The organism is Xanthomonas sp. NCPPB 3582, assembly GCF_041475735.2.
Lineage (GTDB): Bacteria > Pseudomonadota > Gammaproteobacteria > Xanthomonadales > Xanthomonadaceae > Xanthomonas > Xanthomonas codiaei.
The window spans coordinates 3,990,865-4,010,107 of record NZ_CM192968.1; the positions used below are offsets into that span (position 1 = coordinate 3,990,865).

At 65.5% G+C, this 19,243-nt stretch carries 20 protein-coding genes; 12 read left to right on the forward strand and 8 right to left on the reverse strand.

Annotated elements, in window-relative coordinates:
• The first annotated feature begins 45 nt into the window (after positions 1-45).
• The gene (locus ACCQ05_RS16980) at positions 46-975 is read left to right on the forward strand and encodes a DMT family transporter (protein WP_372391662.1); all 930 of its coding nucleotides are present in this window, start codon (positions 46-48) and stop codon (positions 973-975) included.
• Positions 976-1,328: 353 nt separating this feature from the next.
• On the forward strand, positions 1,329-1,664 hold the full coding sequence (locus ACCQ05_RS16985; RefSeq protein WP_104541593.1) for a hypothetical protein: 336 nt from the start codon (positions 1,329-1,331) through the stop codon (positions 1,662-1,664).
• 96 nt (positions 1,665-1,760) lie between these two features.
• Here the strand turns inward: ACCQ05_RS16985 and ACCQ05_RS16990 are convergent, their stop codons facing one another.
• On the reverse strand, positions 1,761-2,711 hold the full coding sequence (locus ACCQ05_RS16990) for an IS481 family transposase (protein WP_506191528.1): 951 nt from the start codon (positions 2,709-2,711) through the stop codon (positions 1,761-1,763).
• Positions 2,712-2,895: 184 nt separating this feature from the next.
• On the opposite strand from ACCQ05_RS16990, the gene ACCQ05_RS16995 reads away from it, so the two are divergent.
• Both ACCQ05_RS16995 and rlmM read left to right on the forward strand, forming a co-directional pair.
• Positions 2,896-3,456, forward strand: a complete 561-nt coding sequence (locus ACCQ05_RS16995; protein ID WP_104541591.1) for a nucleoside deaminase — start codon at positions 2,896-2,898, stop codon at positions 3,454-3,456.
• 21 nt (positions 3,457-3,477) lie between these two features.
• On the forward strand, positions 3,478-4,521 hold the full coding sequence (gene rlmM, locus ACCQ05_RS17000; RefSeq protein ID WP_372391663.1) for a 23S rRNA (cytidine(2498)-2'-O)-methyltransferase RlmM: 1,044 nt from the start codon (positions 3,478-3,480) through the stop codon (positions 4,519-4,521).
• 347 nt (positions 4,522-4,868) lie between these two features.
• Here the strand turns inward: rlmM and ACCQ05_RS17005 are convergent, their stop codons facing one another.
• A complete protein-coding gene (locus ACCQ05_RS17005; protein ID WP_372391665.1) occupies positions 4,869-5,978 on the reverse strand; it encodes a Gfo/Idh/MocA family protein in 1,110 nt (369 codons plus the stop codon).
• Between the two features lie 271 nt (positions 5,979-6,249).
• On the opposite strand from ACCQ05_RS17005, the gene ACCQ05_RS17010 reads away from it, so the two are divergent.
• The 7 genes from ACCQ05_RS17010 to ACCQ05_RS17040 all read left to right on the forward strand — a co-directional run bounded on the left by ACCQ05_RS17010 (position 6,250) and on the right by ACCQ05_RS17040 (position 13,254).
• Entirely contained in the window at positions 6,250-7,155 is a 906-nt protein-coding gene (locus ACCQ05_RS17010) for an SMP-30/gluconolactonase/LRE family protein (protein ID WP_372391667.1), read from the forward strand.
• Between the two features lie 81 nt (positions 7,156-7,236).
• On the forward strand, positions 7,237-7,959 hold the full coding sequence (locus ACCQ05_RS17015; protein WP_104541584.1) for a hypothetical protein: 723 nt from the start codon (positions 7,237-7,239) through the stop codon (positions 7,957-7,959).
• Between the two features lie 189 nt (positions 7,960-8,148).
• Positions 8,149-8,544 carry an EF-hand domain-containing protein gene (locus tag ACCQ05_RS17020; protein ID WP_372391668.1) on the forward strand — a complete coding sequence of 132 codons (396 nt, stop codon included), beginning with the start codon at positions 8,149-8,151 and terminating at the stop codon, positions 8,542-8,544.
• A gap of 141 nt (positions 8,545-8,685) precedes the next feature.
• Complete coding sequence (locus ACCQ05_RS17025) at positions 8,686-9,159, forward strand: MarR family winged helix-turn-helix transcriptional regulator (RefSeq protein ID WP_104541583.1); 474 nt, start codon at positions 8,686-8,688, stop codon at positions 9,157-9,159.
• Between the two features lie 33 nt (positions 9,160-9,192).
• Positions 9,193-10,020 carry a p-hydroxycinnamoyl CoA hydratase/lyase gene (locus tag ACCQ05_RS17030; RefSeq protein WP_104541581.1) on the forward strand — a complete coding sequence of 276 codons (828 nt, stop codon included), beginning with the start codon at positions 9,193-9,195 and terminating at the stop codon, positions 10,018-10,020.
• Between the two features lie 82 nt (positions 10,021-10,102).
• Positions 10,103-11,572: an aldehyde dehydrogenase gene (locus ACCQ05_RS17035; RefSeq protein WP_228961171.1), complete on the forward strand. Its 1,470-nt coding sequence runs from the start codon at positions 10,103-10,105 to the stop codon at positions 11,570-11,572.
• A 203-nt stretch (positions 11,573-11,775) separates the two neighbouring features.
• Positions 11,776-13,254, forward strand: coding sequence for an AMP-binding protein (locus ACCQ05_RS17040; protein ID WP_228961170.1), 1,479 nt, complete (start codon positions 11,776-11,778; stop codon positions 13,252-13,254).
• Between the two features lie 100 nt (positions 13,255-13,354).
• On the opposite strand, the gene ACCQ05_RS17045 is transcribed toward ACCQ05_RS17040, so the two are convergent.
• The 3 genes from ACCQ05_RS17045 to ACCQ05_RS17055 form a co-directional block, all read right to left on the reverse strand.
• The gene (locus tag ACCQ05_RS17045) at positions 13,355-14,356 is read right to left on the reverse strand and encodes a LysR substrate-binding domain-containing protein (protein ID WP_104541575.1); all 1,002 of its coding nucleotides are present in this window, start codon (positions 14,354-14,356) and stop codon (positions 13,355-13,357) included.
• 65 nt (positions 14,357-14,421) lie between these two features.
• The gene (locus tag ACCQ05_RS17050) at positions 14,422-14,781 is read right to left on the reverse strand and encodes a protocatechuate 3,4-dioxygenase (RefSeq protein WP_372391669.1); all 360 of its coding nucleotides are present in this window, start codon (positions 14,779-14,781) and stop codon (positions 14,422-14,424) included.
• Between the two features lie 10 nt (positions 14,782-14,791).
• The gene (locus ACCQ05_RS17055; protein WP_104541571.1) at positions 14,792-15,688 is read right to left on the reverse strand and encodes a gallate dioxygenase; all 897 of its coding nucleotides are present in this window, start codon (positions 15,686-15,688) and stop codon (positions 14,792-14,794) included.
• A gap of 227 nt (positions 15,689-15,915) precedes the next feature.
• On the opposite strand from ACCQ05_RS17055, the gene ACCQ05_RS17060 reads away from it, so the two are divergent.
• Positions 15,916-16,590 (forward strand): GntR family transcriptional regulator, encoded by a 675-nt coding sequence (locus ACCQ05_RS17060; RefSeq protein WP_228961173.1) that lies wholly within the window; start codon positions 15,916-15,918, stop codon positions 16,588-16,590.
• A gap of 172 nt (positions 16,591-16,762) precedes the next feature.
• Here the strand turns inward: ACCQ05_RS17060 and ACCQ05_RS17065 are convergent, their stop codons facing one another.
• The 3 genes from ACCQ05_RS17065 to ACCQ05_RS17075 all read right to left on the reverse strand — a co-directional run bounded on the left by ACCQ05_RS17065 (position 16,763) and on the right by ACCQ05_RS17075 (position 19,150).
• Entirely contained in the window at positions 16,763-17,797 is a 1,035-nt protein-coding gene (locus ACCQ05_RS17065) for a SphA family protein (protein ID WP_372394133.1), read from the reverse strand.
• A 122-nt stretch (positions 17,798-17,919) separates the two neighbouring features.
• A complete protein-coding gene (locus tag ACCQ05_RS17070; RefSeq protein WP_372391670.1) occupies positions 17,920-18,348 on the reverse strand; it encodes a nuclear transport factor 2 family protein in 429 nt (142 codons plus the stop codon).
• An 82-nt stretch (positions 18,349-18,430) separates the two neighbouring features.
• A complete protein-coding gene (locus ACCQ05_RS17075; protein ID WP_372391671.1) occupies positions 18,431-19,150 on the reverse strand; it encodes an alpha/beta fold hydrolase in 720 nt (239 codons plus the stop codon).
• Positions 19,151-19,243: the final 93 nt, after the last annotated feature.

The window sequence follows — 19,243 nt, forward strand, 5'->3', positions numbered from 1 at the left end:
GGCCGCACTGCACGCTGCCGGGCATGACAGGCAGGGAGAGGCGCGATGCGTGAACGTTTGACGATGGGCGTCGCCTGCGGCATTGGCGCGGGCGCGCTGTGGGGGCTGGTGTTCCTGGCACCGCAACTGTTGTCTGCATTCACGCCGATGCAGCTGGCGGTGGCCCGCTACCTGTCCTATGGCGTGGTGGCCGCACTGGTCCTGGCCCCACGTGCGCGCCTCACCGCCGCCCGCCTGGGCCGCGCCGAGTGGTGGGCGCTGGTGCGCCTGAGCCTGATGGGCAATCTGGTCTATTACGTGCTGCTGGGCAGTGCCGTGCAGTGGGCCGGCAGCGCCGCCACTGCGCTGATCATCGGCCTGTTGCCAGTGGTGGTGACCGTGATCGGCACGCGCGCGGCGGGCGCGGTGCACCTGCGGCGGCTCGCCGCACCATGCGTGCTCTGCGTCATCGGCGTGGCCTTGGTGGCGCTGGACACCGTACACGACGACTCCGGACAGCAGGCTGGCGATCGTCTCACCCGCATTGCCGGGCTGCTATGCGCCGTGGGCGCCCTGGTCTCGTGGTCGGCGTACTCGATCGCCAATGCGCGATGGTTGCGGCGCCGCCCCGATCTCTCCGGCGGCGACTGGTCGCTGCTGACCGGTGTGGTGACCGGGGCGCTGGCGGCACTGCTGGCGCCGGCGGCACTGATCGGCAGCGCCACCCATGCACCGATCGACTGGGCCGGCTTCTGGGGTATCTCGCTGTTGCTGGGCATCCTGGCCTCGGTCATCGGCAATGCGCTGTGGAACCGCGCGAGCCGCGTGCTGCCACTGACCTTGGTGGGGCAGATGATCGTGTTCGAAACGGTATTTGCGCTGATCTACGGATTCGCCTGGGAAATGCGGCTGCCCACGCCGCTGGAACTTGCCGCGATCGCCTGCCTGCTGATCGGCGTGCTGTGGTGCGCAGCACTGCATGCGGAAGCGACTTGACCACGACCACTGGCGTGTCATCGCCTCTGGATTGCAGTGCGCATCGGGTGGAATGCCGCCACGTGCCGCCCAGGATCAGGGCCTTGGGCCCTGTATGGAGCGAAATTTTCGCTCTGGACCTGCATGTCGGCCTGCTCGCCGCCTCCACCACGCGCTTCTATCGCAACAACGTCTCCGCCCCGGCATCCACTACCACAGCGCAGCCAGCGCCCCGGCCGCACCCTGGCGCTGCCCACGGCCAGCGCGGCTCCGACTGCATCGGATTGGGCGACGCGACTGCAGCTCGGGGTGCCGCACGCAGCGCATCCAAAGGCTTACCATGACCATTCACCTGTCATGATCGGAGCAACCGCATGTCCCGAGCCTTGTCCTGGTATCTGAGCAGTCTGTTGCTGATGGCGTCGGTCTTTCTGATCGGCTGTGTGGCCGCACCGCCAACCGACGCGGCCACGCCGCCGGCAACCGCCAAGCCGATCACCGTCGTCACCACCTGCAAGGTCGACGCCGATTGCGCGGTGAAGAACGTCGGCAACTGTTGCGGCGCCTACCCAGCCTGCGTCAACGTCAACAGCCCGACCGACCCGAAAGGCGTGATGGCGCAATGCCAGTCCAGCGGCATGATGAACGTCTGCGGTTTCCGCGAGATCAGCGCCTGCCAGTGCGTATCCGGCCAATGCGCTGCAAAGTAGATCCCTCGTCATGAGACGACTATGCGCGCCTGGCGGCGCGCCTGCGCGCGACGCGCCGCCACGACGCCGCCTGAGCACGCCGGACGACCGCCGGCGCTAGCTGTGTAAACCCACCACGTTGTTCAGTGGAATGTGGATGCGGGAGATGGGGGGGCGTTTTCCGAGACTGGCATGGGGCCGATGCCAGTTGTAGTGATGGAGCCAGGGCAATAGGTGCGCGGCACGTTGCTCGGAGTTGTCGTAGCGGTGGGCATAAGCCCACTCACGCAATGCCGTCTGGATGAAGCGTTCTGCCTTGCCGTTGGTGCGTGGGGTATAGGGGCGGGTGCGGTAGTGCCTGAGGTTGAGGCGCCAGATGGTGCGGGCGAAGGCCTTGGAGCGATAGCAGGCGCCGTTGTCGGTCAACACCCGCTGGAAGGTCACGCCCAGGCTACGGTAGTAGCGCAATGCGGCGATCAACGCCCGGCAGGCACTAACACCGCACTCATCTGGATGCAGGCTGGTAAAGGCAACGCGGGAGTGATCGTCGATGGCGACATGGACATACTCCCATCCGGCGCCTCGGCTGGTCTGGGTACGGTCCCCCGTGACGCGATGGCCGGCTTGCTGGAAGCGCCCGAGCTTTTTGATGTCCAGATGCAACATGCCGCCAGGCTGGGGGTATTGGTAGCGCACGACAGGGGGCTTGGGTTCCAGTTCGGCCAGGCGATGCAGGCCGGCACGGCGCACGATGCGCGCGATGGTGCTGTGGCCCACGTTCAGGTGGGTGGCGATCTGCCAATAGGTGGCGCGTTGTCGGCGTTGCTGCAGGATCTGCTCGACCAGTTCCGGCGGCGTGGCATGCGGACAGTGTTGAGGGCGCGAAGAACGGTCCTGCAGGCCGTCCTCTCCCAGCAGGCGGTAGCGCGCCAGCCACTTGTAGGCGGTCCGCACGCTCACGCCACTGGCGTGCGCGGCCTCTTCCACTCGCAAGCCGTGCTCCACGATGCGCTGCACGAGCAAGGCTCGACCTCGCGGCGTCAAACGGGCATGTTTATGCAGGTTCATCCGGGGCTCCTGGGGGCTGGGTTGGTGTGGTAACCCCCATCTTCCAGATCGGCCCCGGATGAACAACCTACTGAGAGATCACAGCTAGCCGCATTCAGATCCGCCTGCGGCGGCGTTTTGCGCGCCGCGCCCGGGCCGATACACTGCGCCGCTTGGCTTCTTCTCCGCTACCGGTCGTCCAGTGATGCTCTACGCGCAAGTCCACCTCACCCTGCCCGCCTGGATCCATGACTTCGTGGATGCCAGCCGCGCCTATCCCGGCGACGACGACAAGGTGGCGCTGGCCATCGCGCTGTCGCGGATGAATGTGGAAGCCCGCAGTGGCGGTCCGTTCGGCGCGGTGGTGTTCGGGCCGGATCATCACATCGTCGCGGCCGCGGTGAACCGGGTGGTGCCGCAGACCACCTCGCTGGCGCATGCCGAGAACATGGCCTACATGCTGGCGCAGCAGCGCCTGCAGACGCCTCGCCTGAACGATGTGCTGTCGCCGATCACGCTGGCCACCTCCGCGCAGCCGTGCTGCCAGTGCTATGGCGCCACGGTATGGGCCGGCATCGATCGTCTGCTGATCGGCGCCCGCGCCGAAGACGTGATGGCATTGACCGAATTCGACGAAGGCCCACTGCCCACCGACTGGGTGGGCGAACTGACCCGCCGTGGCATCGAGGTGGTGCGCGATGTGCAGCGCGAACAGGCCTGCGCGGTGCTGCGCAGCTACGGCGAGGGCGGCGGTGATCGTTATTGACCGCTCACCGGGCGCGCCGCGATGAGCGGGCTTCTCTGTTATTGCCGCCAGGGCTTCGAACCTGAGCTGGCGGCCGAACTGAGCGCGCGCGCGGCATTCGTCGGCATTGCCGGCTATGCGCGCACCCAGCGCAACGACGGCTATGTGCTGTTCGTCTGCGACGCCGCGGCGCAACTGGCTGCCAGGCTGCAGTGGCGCGAGCTGATCTTCGCGCGCCAGAAACTGGTCGTGCTTGCCGAACTCAAGGGCATCGATCCCACCGACCGCATTGCACCGATCCTGGCCGCGCTGGATGGGCAATCGCGCTTTGGCGATCTGTGGGTGGAGCATCCGGATTCGGATGCCGGCAAACCGCTGGCGGGGCTGGCGCGCAGCTTCGGTAACGCACTGCGTCCGGCACTGCGCAAGGCCGGCCTGTTGACCGACAAGCCGCAGGCGCGGCTACCGCGCCTGCATGTGTGCTTTCTGGATGGCGACCACGCACTGCTGGCAGTGGCCGATGCCGACGACAGCGCCCCGTGGCCACTGGGGATTCCCCGCCTGAAACTGCTACCCGAAGCACCGTCGCGCTCGGCGCTCAAGCTCGACGAAGCACTGCTGACCCTGCTCACATCCGAAGAACGCGAGCGCCTGGTCAAACCCGGCATGCGTGCCGCCGATCTGGGCGCCGCCCCCGGCGGCTGGACTTGGGTGCTGACGCGCCAGCATGTACACGTCACCAGCGTGGACAACGGCCCGTTGCGCGAGCACGTGCTGGCCACCGGCCTGGTCGAGCACCTGCGTGCGGACGGCTTTCATTGGAAGCCGGCGCAACCGCTGGACTGGATGGTCTGCGACATGGTGGAGCAACCGCGCCGCGTTGCCGAGCGCATGGCCACCTGGGTGCGCGAAGGCTGGTGCCGCCACACCATCTTCAACCTCAAACTCCCGATGAAAAAACGCTGGGACGAGACCCGGCTGTGCCTGGACCTGTTCGAACAGCAGGCCGAAAAATCGCTGACCGTGCGTGCCAAGCAGCTGTATCACGATCGGGAAGAGATCACGGTGCTGGCAATGCGGGAATGAGGCTGGGAATCGGGAATCGGGAATCGAGATTTGGGAATTGGGAGTTGGGATTCGTAAAAGCGGTTGGCCGGCTCGGCTGTATGTGCTGCCGTCGATTCCTTCAACCACCGCGCGACGTTCACTGACCGTTTGCATCATTCCTGCACAGCGATGCTCTGAGCGTTTGAAGCGCGCCTGCGGCGTGGAGGGAGAATCATTGCAGGCGTGGTATGTGCGGCTCGTTGGCCGCTTGTTCGCTCCACAGTCCCGCTGCCTGTTGCCGCTGTGTGCTGCCATGCCCGGCGGCCCTGGCCATTGCCTGCTGTTTCGACGGTTCCGGCGGCACCTGGCCGCCGGAACCGGCTGACTTAGAGCACGATGCGTTTGCTGCCTTCCCGCGCGGAGCGGTAGATCGCATCGACGATGCGGATGTCGCGCAGTCCTTCTTCGCCGGGCGCGCGCAGCGGCGTGCCATTCATGATCGCCAGTGCGTCCTCGTCCATCTGCAGCGCCTGCTGGTGCGGCACCTTGGCATCGAACACGCGGCCATCGCTGGCCTTGCCGGTCACGCCCTGGTAGCTCTGGAACGGCGATAGCTCGTACCAGCCACGTTCGCACTCGGCGCGCAGCACGTTCATGTTTGCGCCGAAGCTGGTCTTGCATTGCGCACGCACGTCGTTGGGGAACTCCAGCGTGAAGTCCATATGCTCGTCCACTTCGTCGAATAGCTCGGGACGGTCGGTCCAGCGCTTGGCGGTCACCGCCAGCGGTTCGGCACCCACGGTGTAACGCGCGGCATTGAGCGGATACACCCCCATGTCGTACATCGCACCGCCACCGAACTGCGAACGCAGGCGCCACGGCCGATCGGCCTTGGTGGTATCGCGGTAGCCGTTGTAGCCGGCCTCGGCACGCACACGCTGCATCGCACCGAACGGCTTTTCGCCGGCCATCGCAATCAACCGTCGCGTATTGGGCTCATGCTGCATGCGATAGCCGATCGTCAGCGCCACCTTGTTGCGCTTGCAGGCAGCGATCATCGCCTCGCATTCGCCCGCATGCATGGCCATCGGCTTTTCGCACCAGACATGCTTGCCAGCCGCGGCCGCGCGCAATGTCAATGGCGCATGCAGATGGGTCGGCGTGACGACATACACCACATCGATGTCGTCGTTGTCGGCAATGCGGTCGAAATTCTCGTAGTTGTAGACGTTGCGATCGGCAATGCCGTACTTGGACTGCCACTGCGGAATCTTCGACGGCGTGCCAGTGACGATGCCCGCCAGCTTGCAATGCTTGGTCAGGGCCAGGCCCGGGGCGAGTTGTTCGCTGGCATAACTGCCCAGACCCGCCAACGCGACATTGAGCGGCTTTCCAGGCTTTTTCTTCGGCAGTGCCCATGCGGGTGCGCCGAGCAGGATGCCTGCACTGCCGAAGGCGGCAAGCAGGCGGCGACGTGTCAAGGATTCCACGGACATGCAAACCTCCTTCAAGTAAGAGTGGCGACCAGGGCGCGCAGGCAGCATCAGACCGGCGTAACGCCTGTCGCGAGTCGCGCGTGACAGGGGCATGTCTTCGAATCATCAAGCCGACCAGCACTACCGATCGCCGATCGCCGATCGCTCCAGGCTCATGCTGCCGCGCTACTGCAACACTGCCCGCGCACCTTACTTGATCGCGCGTGATCACCGCCATGGCTGCTACGCACGTTCTGGCACACTGCTGGCGATCCCATCCGGAGCGTGTTGCATGAACGCCGTTACCCGCCTTTGCCTCTTGCCGCTGGCCTTGCTGCTGTCCAGTTCGCTCGCCATCGCTGCCGACACGCCATTCGTCGCGCGCGACCTGATCGGCGATGGCGCCTTCACCCACAATGCCGAGGGTCCCGCCTTCGGCCCGGATGGCGCGCTCTATGCCGTCAACCTGGGCAAGGACGGCACCATCGCGCGCATCACCCTGCACGCCGATGGCAGCGCGAAGGCCGACGTCTTCCTCACCCTGCCGGCGGGCAGCACCGGCAATGGCATCCGCTTCCGCGACGGGGTGATGTACGTGGCCGACTACACCGGTCACGCCTTACTGCGGGTGGATCTGAAGACACGGGCGGTCAGCACCTTCGCTTCGCTTCCCGAGGCCGATGGCCCCAACGATCTGGCGCTTGCGCCCGATGGCAGCTTCTACGCCAGCGATCCGAACTGGAAGGACAACAGCGGGCGCCTGTGGCACATCAGCCGCACCGGCGCGGTGCGTTTGCTGGAAGCCGGCATGACCACACCCAACGGGCTCGACGTCAGCCCCGACGGCAAGCATCTGTACGTCAACGAAAGCATGTCGCGCAAGGTGTGGGTCTACGACCGCCAGGACGACGGCAGCCTGCGCAACAAGCGCCTGCTGATCGCCTTTCCCGATTTCGGCATGGACGGCATGCGCTGCGATGCCGACGGCAATCTCTACATCGCCCGTTACGACGCCGGGCAGATCGCCGTGGTGTCGCCGGCCGGCAAGTTGCTGCGCACCATCGCGCTGAAGGGCCGCAAGGCCAGCAACCTCGCCTTCGGCGGCAGCGATGGCAAGCAGGTGGTGGTGACGTTGCAGGATCGGGGCGCAGTTGAAACGTTCAGATCCGATCGCCCGGGGCGCGAAACCGGACGCTGAAATTGCTGTGCGCGTCGCATCGGTTCTCAGGCCGCGCAACAGCGTCCTGGCATCCTGCAGGTCACCCGTGGAGGACTCCCCATGCAACCGATCGAACTCAAGGACGCGGCCGCCTTCGGCAGCGAATTCCTGCGACTGACCCTGTTGCAGGGGTTCCAGTCATTGACCAAGCGCGACCTGGAATTGCTGATCTTCGTGCTGCTGGAACGCGACGGCGCCATCTCGCGCAACAGCTCCAATGCCGCGGTGGCGCTGCAGTTGCGCGTGACCTCGGCCAAGGTCAAGGCATTGCGTCGCGATGGCTACGCACGTTGGCGCGCGCTGGTTCCCGAAGAAGGCGATGCGGCCATGCAGCGCATCGTGGCCAACGTGCTCACCGAAGACAATCTGCGCTCCGGCGCCAAGCACGTCAGCGAGCGCAGCCGCAAGGAAGGGTTCCTGGCCGTGCGCATCGAACACCCCGACGACGCGCAGCAGTTCGAGCAGGCCATTCTCGATGTCGGCGCACTGCCGGTCTACGAGCGCAATCGCGAAGTGGTCGCGGTGCGTTTCGACACGCTGCTGAAGATCGCCGAGCGCTGGGGATACCTGCAGCCGGATCCGCAGGCCACCGTGCGCGAACTGCAGAAACTCACGCCCACCGCGGAAGAAGTCGCCGACCTGCTGAAGAAGGACATCGCGCAACTGCGCTGGGAGGATGTGCGCCGCGCGCTCAACAGCCTGGGCGCCAAGGCGGTCGCCAGCACGGCAGAAGGTGGCCTGAAAGGATTGCTCAAGATCGTGTTTCCGTTCATCCCCGGCTGAGCGGCGCGCAGGGCGGCGGCAGAGTGCCGTCGTCCTGGCGTGGCGGACAACGCCGCCACTACAGCGCCGCATCCACGCCGTACCCGGCACTGCCCGGGCCGCCGATCGTCCGCAACGCCGGCATCGGGCATCCCTCAATCCATCCCACACGTTCTATCCTTACGGGCTGTTCCACATCAGGGGGATCTGATGACCACCCGTCGTATCGCCACACTCGCTGCCCTGTTGCTCATCTGCGGCGCGGCCTCCGCACAGCAGGCACCCACGCCGGCCAGCAGCATGCCGCTGATCGATGTGCCCAGCGCCATCCGCACCCAGCCGCTGGCTGCAGGCGAGGTCACCCACCAAACCCAGCTCGAACGCCCGCGCGGCCAGTCCAGCGTGATCGTGCGTTCGATCCAGCCCAGCAGCGTGGTCGGCAGCTACCGCATCGATTTCCAGGCCATGGACACCGATGGAGATGGCCGCATCAGCCGCGCAGAAGCCCAGGCAAACCCGGCACTGGCCGATGAATTCGATGCGCTCGATACCCGCCACAGCGGCTATCTCAGCCGCGAACAGCTGGCCGGCTGGCTGATCCAGTAAATCCGCCGTCAGCTGCGGTCGCGCGCCCGCCATGGCCTCACGCGGGCGCGCGCCGGCGGGTGCTTTTTAACGGCGGCACCTCTTGCAGCGCCTGCTTCGGTCGGCTAGATTGTATTTAACGGATACAATCTGGATGGATCGATGACCGCTCGCCCGACACTTGCCGCAGACCTGGGCTACCAACTGCAATTGGCCGCACTGGCGTCCAGCCATGCCGCGCGCCAGGAACTGGCCGAACTACGCCTCACACCCGCGCGCGTCACCGCGTTGATCCACATCCGCGACCAGCCCGGCTGCGACCAGACCGAACTCGGCAACCGCCTGCTGGTCAACCGTGCCGCCGGCATGAAGATCGCCAATGCCCTGGCAGAGCAGGGTCTGATCGAACGCCTGGCCGGCCGCGACCGACGCAGCAAGGGCCTGTATCTGACCAAGCATGGCCAACGCACCCTGGACGTGGCGCAGGACTGCCTTGCGCGTGCCGTCGAGCGCACCTGCACCGGCCTGCAGGCAGGCGAGCAGCAAACCCTGCTGCGCCTGCTGTGCAAATTGAACGACAGCGCCACCCTGGAGCGGTCGAACGTTCCAGACGCTGCGCTGGCCGAAGAGTTCTGATCCCCGCAGCCCCCGACTTGAAGGAGACGCCGCTTGAACGAGCATGACGTGGTATCGGTCCGTATCGAAAACCGCATCGCCTGGGTGAAGTTCGCACGCCCCGACAAGCGCAATGCGATGAGCCCGGCGCTCAACCGTCGCATGATGGACGTGCTGGACGAGCTGGAATTCGACGACAACGTGGGCGTGCTGGTGCTGGGTGGCGAAGGCACGGCCTGGTCGGCCGGCATGGACCTGAAGGAATACTTCCGCGAGACCGAAGCGCAGGGCCTGCGTGGCGTGCGCCGCTCGCAACGCGAATCCTATGGCTGGTTCCGCCGGCTGCGCTGGTATCAGAAGCCGACCATCGCGATGGTCAACGGCTGGTGCTTCGGCGGCGGTTTCGGCCCGCTGTTCGCCTGCGACCTGGCCATCGCTGCCGATGAGGCGCAATTCGGCCTGTCGGAAATCAATTGGGGCATCCTGCCCGGCGGCGGCGTGACCAAGGTGGCGGTGGAGCTGCTGTCCATGCGCGATGCGATGTGGATGACGCTGACCGGCGAAATGATCGACGGCAAGAAGGCAGCCCACTGGCGTCTGGTGAACGAAAGCGTGCCGCTGGAGCGCCTGGAAGCACGCACCCGCGAAGTGGCCGAGCTGCTGTTGCGCAAGAATCCGGTGGCGCTGAAATACGCCAAGGATGCGGTCCGCCGCGTGGGCACCATGACCTACGACGAAGCCGAGGATTACCTGGTGCGCATGCAGGAAGCGGCCAACTCCTTCGACAACAACGCGCGCAAGGAAGGCATCCGTCAATTCATCGACGAGAAGAGCTACAAGCCCGGCCTGGGCGAATACGACCTGACCAAACACCGCGCCTGAGTCTTTCCGCTGCGTCCGGCGCGATGCGTGCATCCCACGCATCGCTGGCGCTGCCAGTGGTTTTCTGCACCGAGGAGGGAGTATGGAAGCCTTAAACGCTACGCTGCGCGGGATCGCCGCACGTGGACCCGATGGCCTGTTCATCGATGGCCAGTGGCGCGCCAGTAACGGTGATCGCGTTGTCGATGTGATCGCCCCGCATACCGAGCAGCGCCTGCTGCGCTACACCGAGCCGTCGCCTGCAGATGTCGAGGCTGCCGTGGCTGCCGCGCATCGCGCCTTCGATGGCGGTCCCTGGCCGCGGCTGTCGCCGGCCGAGCGCGGGGCCGTGCTCAAACGCGTCGCCGAGCAGCTGCGCGCACGCCTGCCGGAGCTGGCCGAGGCCTGGACCGGGCAGGTGGGTGCCACCATCGGTTTCAGTCGTCGCGCATCGCAACAGGCGCCCGGCCTGTTCGACTACTACGGCGATCTGATTGCGACCCACCCGTTCGTCGAATCGCGCGCCCGCGCCAACGGCGGCCTGGTGCACGTGGTGCAGGAGCCGGTGGGCGTGGTTGCGGCGATCACGCCCTGGAACGCACCGCTGGTACTGCTTTGCTACAAGGTGGCCGCAGCGCTGGCCGCCGGCTGCACCGTGGTGGCCAAGCCGTCGCCGGAAACCCCGATCGATGCCTACATCCTGGCCGAGTGCATCAGCGCCGCAGGCGTCCCCGATGGTGTGTTCAACCTGGTGCCGGGCGGTCGCGAGGTGGGCGAGCAGCTGATCCGTCACCCGCTGGTGGACAAGGTCAGCTTTACCGGTTCCACCCAGGCCGGACGGCAGATCGGCATTGCCTGCGCGCAGCGTCTGGCGCGATGCGGCCTGGAACTGGGCGGCAAGTCGGCTGCCATCGTGCTCGAGGACGCCGATCTGGCCAAGGTGCTGCCCAGCCTGGTGCCCTACTCGATGCCGATCACCGGCCAGGTGTGTTTTTCGCTGACCCGCGTCCTGGTGCCGGTGCAACGCCGCGAAGAAGTCCTGCAAGCGTATTGCGCGGCCCTGGGAGCACTCAAGCTGGGCGACCCGTTCGCTGCCGACACCGGCATGGGTCCGCTGGCATTGGGCAGACAGCTGGAGCGCGTGCAGTCCTATATCGCCAAGGGCAGCGCCGAAGGCGCGCGCCTGATCATGGGCGGCGGTCGCCCGGCGCACCTGCCACGCGGGTTCTTCATCGAACCGACGGTTTTTGCCGGGGTCACGCCGGACATGACCATCGCACGCGAAGAAATCTTCGGCCCGGTGGTGAGCTTCATCGACTATCACGACGAAGCCGACATGATCGCCAAGGCCAATGCCAGCGACTATGGCCTGCACGGCACCGTCTATGGCGAAGATGTGGATCGCGCGTATCGCATCGCGCGTCGCGTACGCAGCGGCAGCCACGCGATCAATGGCATGTGGGTGGATATCGACATGCCGTTTGGCGGCTTCAAACATTCAGGAATCGGCCGCGAAGGCGGCATCGAAGGACTGCAAGCGTTTCTCGAAACCCAGACCGTCTATCTCCGCTAGTCCGTCGCGGATCGCCACGTTGCCAACGCATTTACGCAAGCGCGATGCGTGGCGATGCGCGAGGTGTCGGTCGATGCCTGCTGCAGATCGACCATAACGCATCAATGGGTCACCGCCGCCAGTCAGCCAGGCAAGCAAACCTTCTGCCGTCACCGTCGCACTCACCACCGTCACGCCCCACTCCACTCTCGGAAGACAGTGTCATGACCATGCCGACCGACTCGATCTCGTTCCATGCCCGCCTCACGCCACGACGGCTCGCCGCCCGCGACCTGCTGCTGGAGCAGCAATGGACGTATGCCGAACTGGACGACCTGATCGGCCGCCTGGCTGCCTTGCTGCAGACGCGCGGCTGCGTCGACGGCGAACGGCTCGCCGTGATCGCGCGCAATTCGGTCTGGCAGGTGGCACTGCACTTCGCCTGTGCACGGGTGGGTGCGATCTATGTCCCGCTCAACTGGCGGCTGAGCGCCAACGAACTGGACGCGCTGCTGCAACGCGCAGAACCGCGACTGCTGCTGGGCGACGAGGTGGCCGCAGGACGCGCACAGGTGGAGACATTGGCCGACTTCATCGATAGCGCCAGCGCGCTCACGCCTGCCCAGACACCCTATATTCCACCCGAACGCGTCAGCCTGATCCTGTTCACCTCGGGCACTTCCGGCCAACCCAAGGGTGTGATGCTCAGCGAACAGAACCTGCAGCAGGTGGCGCACAACTTCGGCGTCACCACGCGCGTGGATGCGGGAAGCAGTTTTTTGTGCGAAGCGCCGATGTTCCACATCATCGGCCTGGCCACCAACGTGCGTCCGGTGCTCGCGGTCGGCGGCTCGATCCAGGTCTCCAGCGGTTTCGAACCCGAACGCACGCTCGGATGGCTTGGCGATCCGGCGCTGGGGATCACCCACTATGTCGGCGTGCCGCAGATGATGCAGGCGTTCCGCACCCAGCCGGGCTTCGATCCTGCCTCGTTGCGTCACCTCACTGCGCTGGTCAGCGGTGGCGCGCCGCATGCCAGCGACGATCTGCTGGGCTGGCTGGAAGACGGCATCCCGATGGTCTGCGGCTTCGGCATGAGCGAGGCCGGCACGGTGTTCGGGATGTCGGTGGACTGCGAGGTGATCCGCAGCAAACTCGGTGCGACCGGCATTTCATCGCCGACGGTACAGACCCGGGTTGTGGATGGCGACGGAAACGAGTGTCCTCCGGGCACGCCCGGCGAGCTGTTGCTGCGCGGTCCCAACCTCAGCCCGGGGTACTGGCGCGACCCGCAGGCAACGGCAGAGATGCGCGATGGGCAAGGCTGGTTCCGCACCGGCGATATCGTCAGGCGCGATGCCGATGGCTTCTTCTGGGTCGTCGATCGCAAGAAGGACATGTTCATTTCCGGCGGCGAGAACGTCTACCCCGCCGAGATCGAAGCAGTGTTGGCAGATCACCCGCAGATCCGCGAATGCGCGGTGGTGGGCATGGCCGATCCGCAATGGGGAGAGGTGGGTTGCCTGGCGATCGTGCCGGCCGTCGAGGAGCTGGATCTGGAACAGATCCGCAGCCATCTGATCGAGCGCCTGGCCAAGTACAAGGTGCCCAAGCACCTGCGCGTGGTCGAGGCACTGCCGCGCACCGCCACCGGCAAACTGCAGAAAGCGCGCCTGAGGGATGCACTGGCGAGTGAATCCTGATCGCATCGGCGGGTCCGCAAGCGTGGGCAGGCCGATTGCTGCACACGCTCGCCTCGAACTGTCGAGCTGGCCCGAGGCATCGCGCCGACCACACCGCCGCTTACGCGGACGCGTCCAGCAAGATGTCGTCTTCGCCAACCTGGTTGTCCACCCATACCGCGCCCTGCTCGGCCATCAACGCGAGCTGATGCTCCAGCTCGCGCATCAGTAGGCGCACGCCCGGCTTGTGGATGGCGCTGCTGTCGCGGTAGATCACCCCACCGGCGCGCGCCTGCGAGGGTTGCTGCAGTTGAAACGCACGCAACTCGCCACGTGCGATATCGCCGGCCACCATCATGCTCGGCATCACGGCGATGCTGTCGGTACCGAGCAGGATCTCGCGGGTGAAGCTGGCCGAGCTGGAACGCAGCTGATCGCGCGTGGCCAGCCCATGTTCGCGCATGACCTGCGCCACGTCGCGCTCCACGTGCTGGCTCAACGTCGGCAACACCTGCCGATAGGCCGCCGCTTCGGCAATCCGCACCGGGCCATTGGCAAACAACGGGTGATCGCTACGCGCCACCAGCGCGATGGGATCCTGGTACAGCACCTTGCGAACCAAGGCGTCGTAGCGGGCCAGCGGATAGAGCCGGCCGACCACCAGGTCGACTTCGTTGCCCGCCAGCTTGGGCAGCAGCTCATCGGTACGTCCATGCAGCAGGCGCACGCGCAGCGTGGGTTCGGCGCGGTAGAGGGCAGCCAGTACGGCGGGCAGCAGGCCGCTCGCGGCCACCGGCAGCGCGCCTACGGTGATCGTGAGCGCGTCGTCCTGCAGCAGGCCTTCGAAGGTATCCTGCGCGCGGCGCAGTTGGCCCAGCACCACGTGCGCAGTCTGCACCAGCACCTCGCCCATCGCATTGGGCCGCACGCCACGCGAATGGCGCTCGAACAGGGGCGCGCCGACGATCTCCTCGATCTCCTGCAAGGCGCGCGTGAGCGCGGGTTGGGTGACATTCAAGACGCGTGAGGCGCGGAGCAGGCTTTTTTGCCGGTCCAGCGCCTCGATCACACGTAGATGCCGGACCTTGATGCGGTGTTCGAAGAACACGGAGGACATGGTCATGGGGGTGGGCCTTACGTTGGGAAGTCGGGAATACGGCGCCCGGGCCGACGGCCGGGGCGCGCAGCTCAGCGCGCTTCTGGAACCCGCCGCGTCTGCATGAATTGTTCGAAGGTTTCTCCGCGCATGATGGCGTAGACCTGGAGATTGGTCATCCGTACCACGCGGGCGAATTTCTCGATGACGAAGAAGTTGGCGCCATATTGCACCAGGCCGAGCCAGTCGCGCGCCCGGATTAACTGCTTTTCCTCGTCGGTAAGTTCGGCTTCCTGCATCAGGGTTTCTGCGTCCTGCAGGAAGCGGTCGCGCCATGGGGCACGGATCATGTGCCAGAAGAAACGATTGAGGCGCAGCGCGCGGTTGCTGGTGCGCAGATCGAACACGTAGGTGCCGTCGATCTTCTCCATCCCGTCTACTTGCGGATTCATCTGCCTCTCCTCATGCCGCGTCGGCGGTGCGTGCCAGCAGCTCGGCCGAGCGCGGCGCATCGGCGGACTCGATGCCGGGCTCGTACAGCACCACGGTCATCGCGGTGGTCGTCATCAGGTAGTAGTTCTGATGCAGCTTGCGGATCGGCCCATCCAGCGCGCCGCGCATGGCCAGCCACATGATCTGCTCCACGCTTTCGGCCCCGCCCAGGCGCACATAGTCGGTGTGGGTGAGATCGGTCAGCGTTTCCGGGGCATGCTGGAAGCGATCCAGGAATTCCATGTCCCACTCGGTGTTGTTGAAACCGGTGCGTTCGCCGTGGATCTGATGCGACAGCCCGCCGGTACCGACCACCACCACCCTGAGATCCTGCGGATACGACTCGATCGCCCGGCGCACGGCCTGGCCCAGCCGGTAACAGCGACGCGCGGTCGGCAGCGGATATTGCAAGACATTGATGGCAATCGGAACCACCGTGCCCGGCCAGTCCGGAACATGTGGCCACAGCAGCGGCAACGGCGCGGCGCAGCCATGGTCGATCGGTTTGTCCTGGAACACGGTCAGGTCGAATTCGTCGTTGACCAGGCATTCGGCGATATGCGCCTGCAACTGCACGTCGCCACGGATCGGAGGCAGGTTGCGCAACCCGGCCCCCTCGTCGGCCACCGGAAAGCGCTCGCCCACGCCCAGCGCGAAGGTGGGATACAGATCGAAGAAGAACGTGGTGCAGTGGTCGTTGTAGAAGAACACCAGCACGTCGGCACGCTGTTGCGCCAGCCAGGCAGCGACCGGCGTGTAGCCGTCGAACAGCGGCTTCCATATCGGATCCTGCTGCTTGCCCTTGTCGTAGGCCACCCCGATGGTGGGAACATGCGAAGTCCCGATGCCGCCGATGATGCTTGCCATGCTGCACTCCTGCGACGCACCTCGGCCGACCGGCTGAGCGAGCGTCTTTGATTGGGTCAGGATCCACCGCAATGGATCCCAACGAGGACGACCAACGACTCCGGATCGCCAAAACGGTATCCTTGGGATCCAAATTGCCACCAAGCGCTCTCATCCGCAAGGTTTTTATACAGGTATTGCGAGTTTTCCCCCTGGAAGGAACGTGCGCTGCGGTACGGCGCGAGAGAATGGAGCCAATGGCGAACAACCACCGATTGCAAGCGGTTCAGCAGTTACGCGAATTGATCCTGTGCGGCACGTTTGCCCCGGGCGAACGCATCACCGAGGCGGCGCTGGCCGAACGTCTGGCCATCTCGCGCACGCCCATCCGCCAGGCATTGCCGGCGTTGTGCCAGGAAGGACTGCTGGCGCAGGCGGGCAACCGTGGCTATGCGGTCCGCCGCTTCAGCCAGCAGGAGAGCCTGGACGCCCTGGCCGTACGCGCCCTGATGGAAGGCATGGCTGCGCGCACGGTCGCCGAACAGGGAGCATCGCCCGAGGTGCTCGCCACCCTGCATGCCTGTCTTGGCGAAGGCGACCGGTTGTTCGCCAAGCGCAACCTCGATGCCGGCGACGAGCAGACCTATGCCGCAATGAACGCCCGTTTCCATCGGACCATCGTGATTGCGGCCAACAAGCCGATCCTCACCGAGACCGTCGACCGCTGCACGGTGGTGCCGTTCGTCAGCCCGGCCCATGTGGTCTTCGGCCAGCGCTCGGCCACCGTGGCCTACAACGATCTGTACTACGGTCACCGGCAACATGGGGCGATCGTCTCGGCGATCGAGCAACGCGATGGCGCGCGCGCAGAGCTGCTGTTCCGCGAGCATGCGCACACCCAGCGACACAGCATGGGGCTGTGAGCGGGATAGCCTCGGCGCCAGGCTCCGGCCAGCCACCCGACACTGCAGAAGCACACCATGCGCCAACCGGGGAACAGCCGCCGGCCGGACACGCTGCGGCGGGCAGCAACGACAACCTGCCCGCCACGCACGGCCACCCACCGCAGGCGCCGCGCGTGGCAGGTAGGGATCCCTACAACGAATGCACGAACATCAGGTTGAAGTTATTGCCGGCGACCGAATTTTCCACATCCACCGGCAGGTACACATTGAAGTTGAACAGGTTCTTTTCATCCATGCGCCATGACAGGCCCGGCCCGATATAGAACTGCCTGCGCTTGCTGTCCGGCACGCGCTGGTCGTTGGTGCGGTTGTCCTTCAATTGCTGCAGGTAGTAGCCGTTCAGACCCACCCGCCACTGCTCGTTGAGCTTCAGTGACGAGGCGAAGTTGAGCCAGAGCACGTCGCCGGCCTGCCCGTTGCGGAAACGAAAGCCCGGAATGGGCGGCACGCCGCCGGCGCGGCTGGTCCGGAAGTTGTACAGGTAATTCAGGCGCGCACTGACTTCCCAGTTGTCGCTGGGTTGCACGGTAAATGCCCAGTGCGGTGCGATCGACCAGAAACCGGTGCTTTGATTGATCGCGATGTCACGATCGAACTTGCCGACCGGTGCAAACGCGTCGATAGCAAATCGCTGGAAGAAGAACACGCGGCCGTTGCGCATCACCGGTGGAAACTGCAGCGCAGGCCCGAATGAAATATCGCCCATGCCGAACCCATTACTGCTCAGCCGCACGGGACTGTCGGCAGCGAAGGAAGTATCGTAGTTGACCAGCGGCAAGATGGCATTGAAGCTCAACGATGCGCTTTTCCAGGTGTAGGGCGTGACATAGATCAGCTGCGTCAGCAGCACGCTGACGTCGACTTTCGGATCGCGGAACGCAGGCGAATCGTTGCCGCTCGCGTCCTTGATCGCATTGAAATTGTAGTAGCGCGGATATGCGATGACGGTCCAGCCAGGCGTCAGCGAGCCAAACCCGTCCATGAAACTGGTTCCCCCCAGGTTGATGCCTTGCGGGGGCGCCGCCGTTTCCGGCACGGCCTGCGCCATCGCCGTGCCTGGCAGCACCGCGGCGAGCGTGGCGCCGACAATCCATGACCATTGCCGACGCGACACCGCGCGCAGCAACACCGAACGACAATGAGCGGATGAACGGACGCGTTCCACTAGGCGACTCTCCAATGCGGAAGGATGGATGACAGCAGGCGCGGCATGGGGGGAGAAAGCGATACGACAGCACTGCTTGCCGATGGCGGCTGCAACGCTTGTTGCGATCCAGCGGCTCCGGCTCAGTTGCCGATCTGCAGCAGCAGCGATCCAAGCCGCTGCTTGAACAGCCAGCGCTCCTGATCGAAAACCAGCACATCGTCGAAACGGCCGAGCAAGGCCGGCGACTGCGCAGCCCATGGCGGCGCTGCAGAGGTTTCGCTGGCGGTGTAGAGCAGCACGTTGCTGTGCGCGTGCGCCAGGATCGGCGATCGAATGGTGACCAGGGTATTGAGCATCAGGTGGCAGGTGGTGCGCGGCGGACGCGCGCGAAACGCCTGCAGGATTGCCTCGCGCCCCTGCACCGGCGCATCAGGCGCACTGGGCCGCGCGAACACGCCATCGGCAGTGAACAAGGCCGCAAGACCTTCGTGATCATGGCGATCGTTGTAGAGCGCAAACCGCCGGATCAATTGCTCGCAGGCAATGATGATCGATGCGTCTTCGTGCATGCAGCCTCCTCGAGTTTTTCAGCTACCGCGCAGCGTGGATGGCGAGGCCACAGCCTCCATGCGTGTCCAGGCGCGACGGCGCTCACGCGGCCTGCAACCAGTCGCGCAACGCCGCAGTCACCGCCACCGGCGCCTCCACCGGCGCCATGTGCCCGCTGTCTTCGAACACCACCAAGCGGGCGCCCGGTATCTGCCGCGCCATGTCCTGATGCCGTGCCAACGGGCTCCAGGCATCCTGGCGCCCAACGCCCAGCACGACGGGACAGCGGATCTGCGCCAGCACCGGCGTGGCATCCGGACGCTCCAGCAAGGCAGTGACCTGGCCGGCGAAGCTCTGCGCGCTTTGCCGGCGCACCATCGCGACCAGGCGTTGCATGAGACTGGCATCGGCAACGCGCGCCGGGTGCAGCATCGGCGGCAGCCAGGTCAGCGCAAGCGCCTGCATGCCCTGGGTCTGCGCCAGGTCCACCAGTGCCTGGCGCTCCTCGCGTTCGCCCTCCCGACGCGGCGCAGTACCGGTGTCGAGCAAGGCCAGCTGTGTGACCCGCTCGGGCGCCTGGCGCATGATCTCCAACGCCACCCGCCCCCCCATCGAATGCCCGGCCAGCGCAAACCGCGGCGGCGCCAGGGTCAGCGCATGGGCAGCCATCTTCGGGATGCTGTCGAAACCGGCGAAATCCAGCACCTGCACGTCGGCCAGATCGCCCAGCGCGTCGCGCTGCGGCTGCCAGATGGTGGCGTCGCACAGCAAGCCACAGAGCAGCAGCACGGTGGGCCTGGGTGGATGCGTATGCGAGGTCATGGATCGACTGTAGCTAGGCCGGCAGCATCCGTCGTATGGAAGATGCTGCCTCCGCTATAAGCTCTGAAACATAGAACAACGCGACCGCAGGTT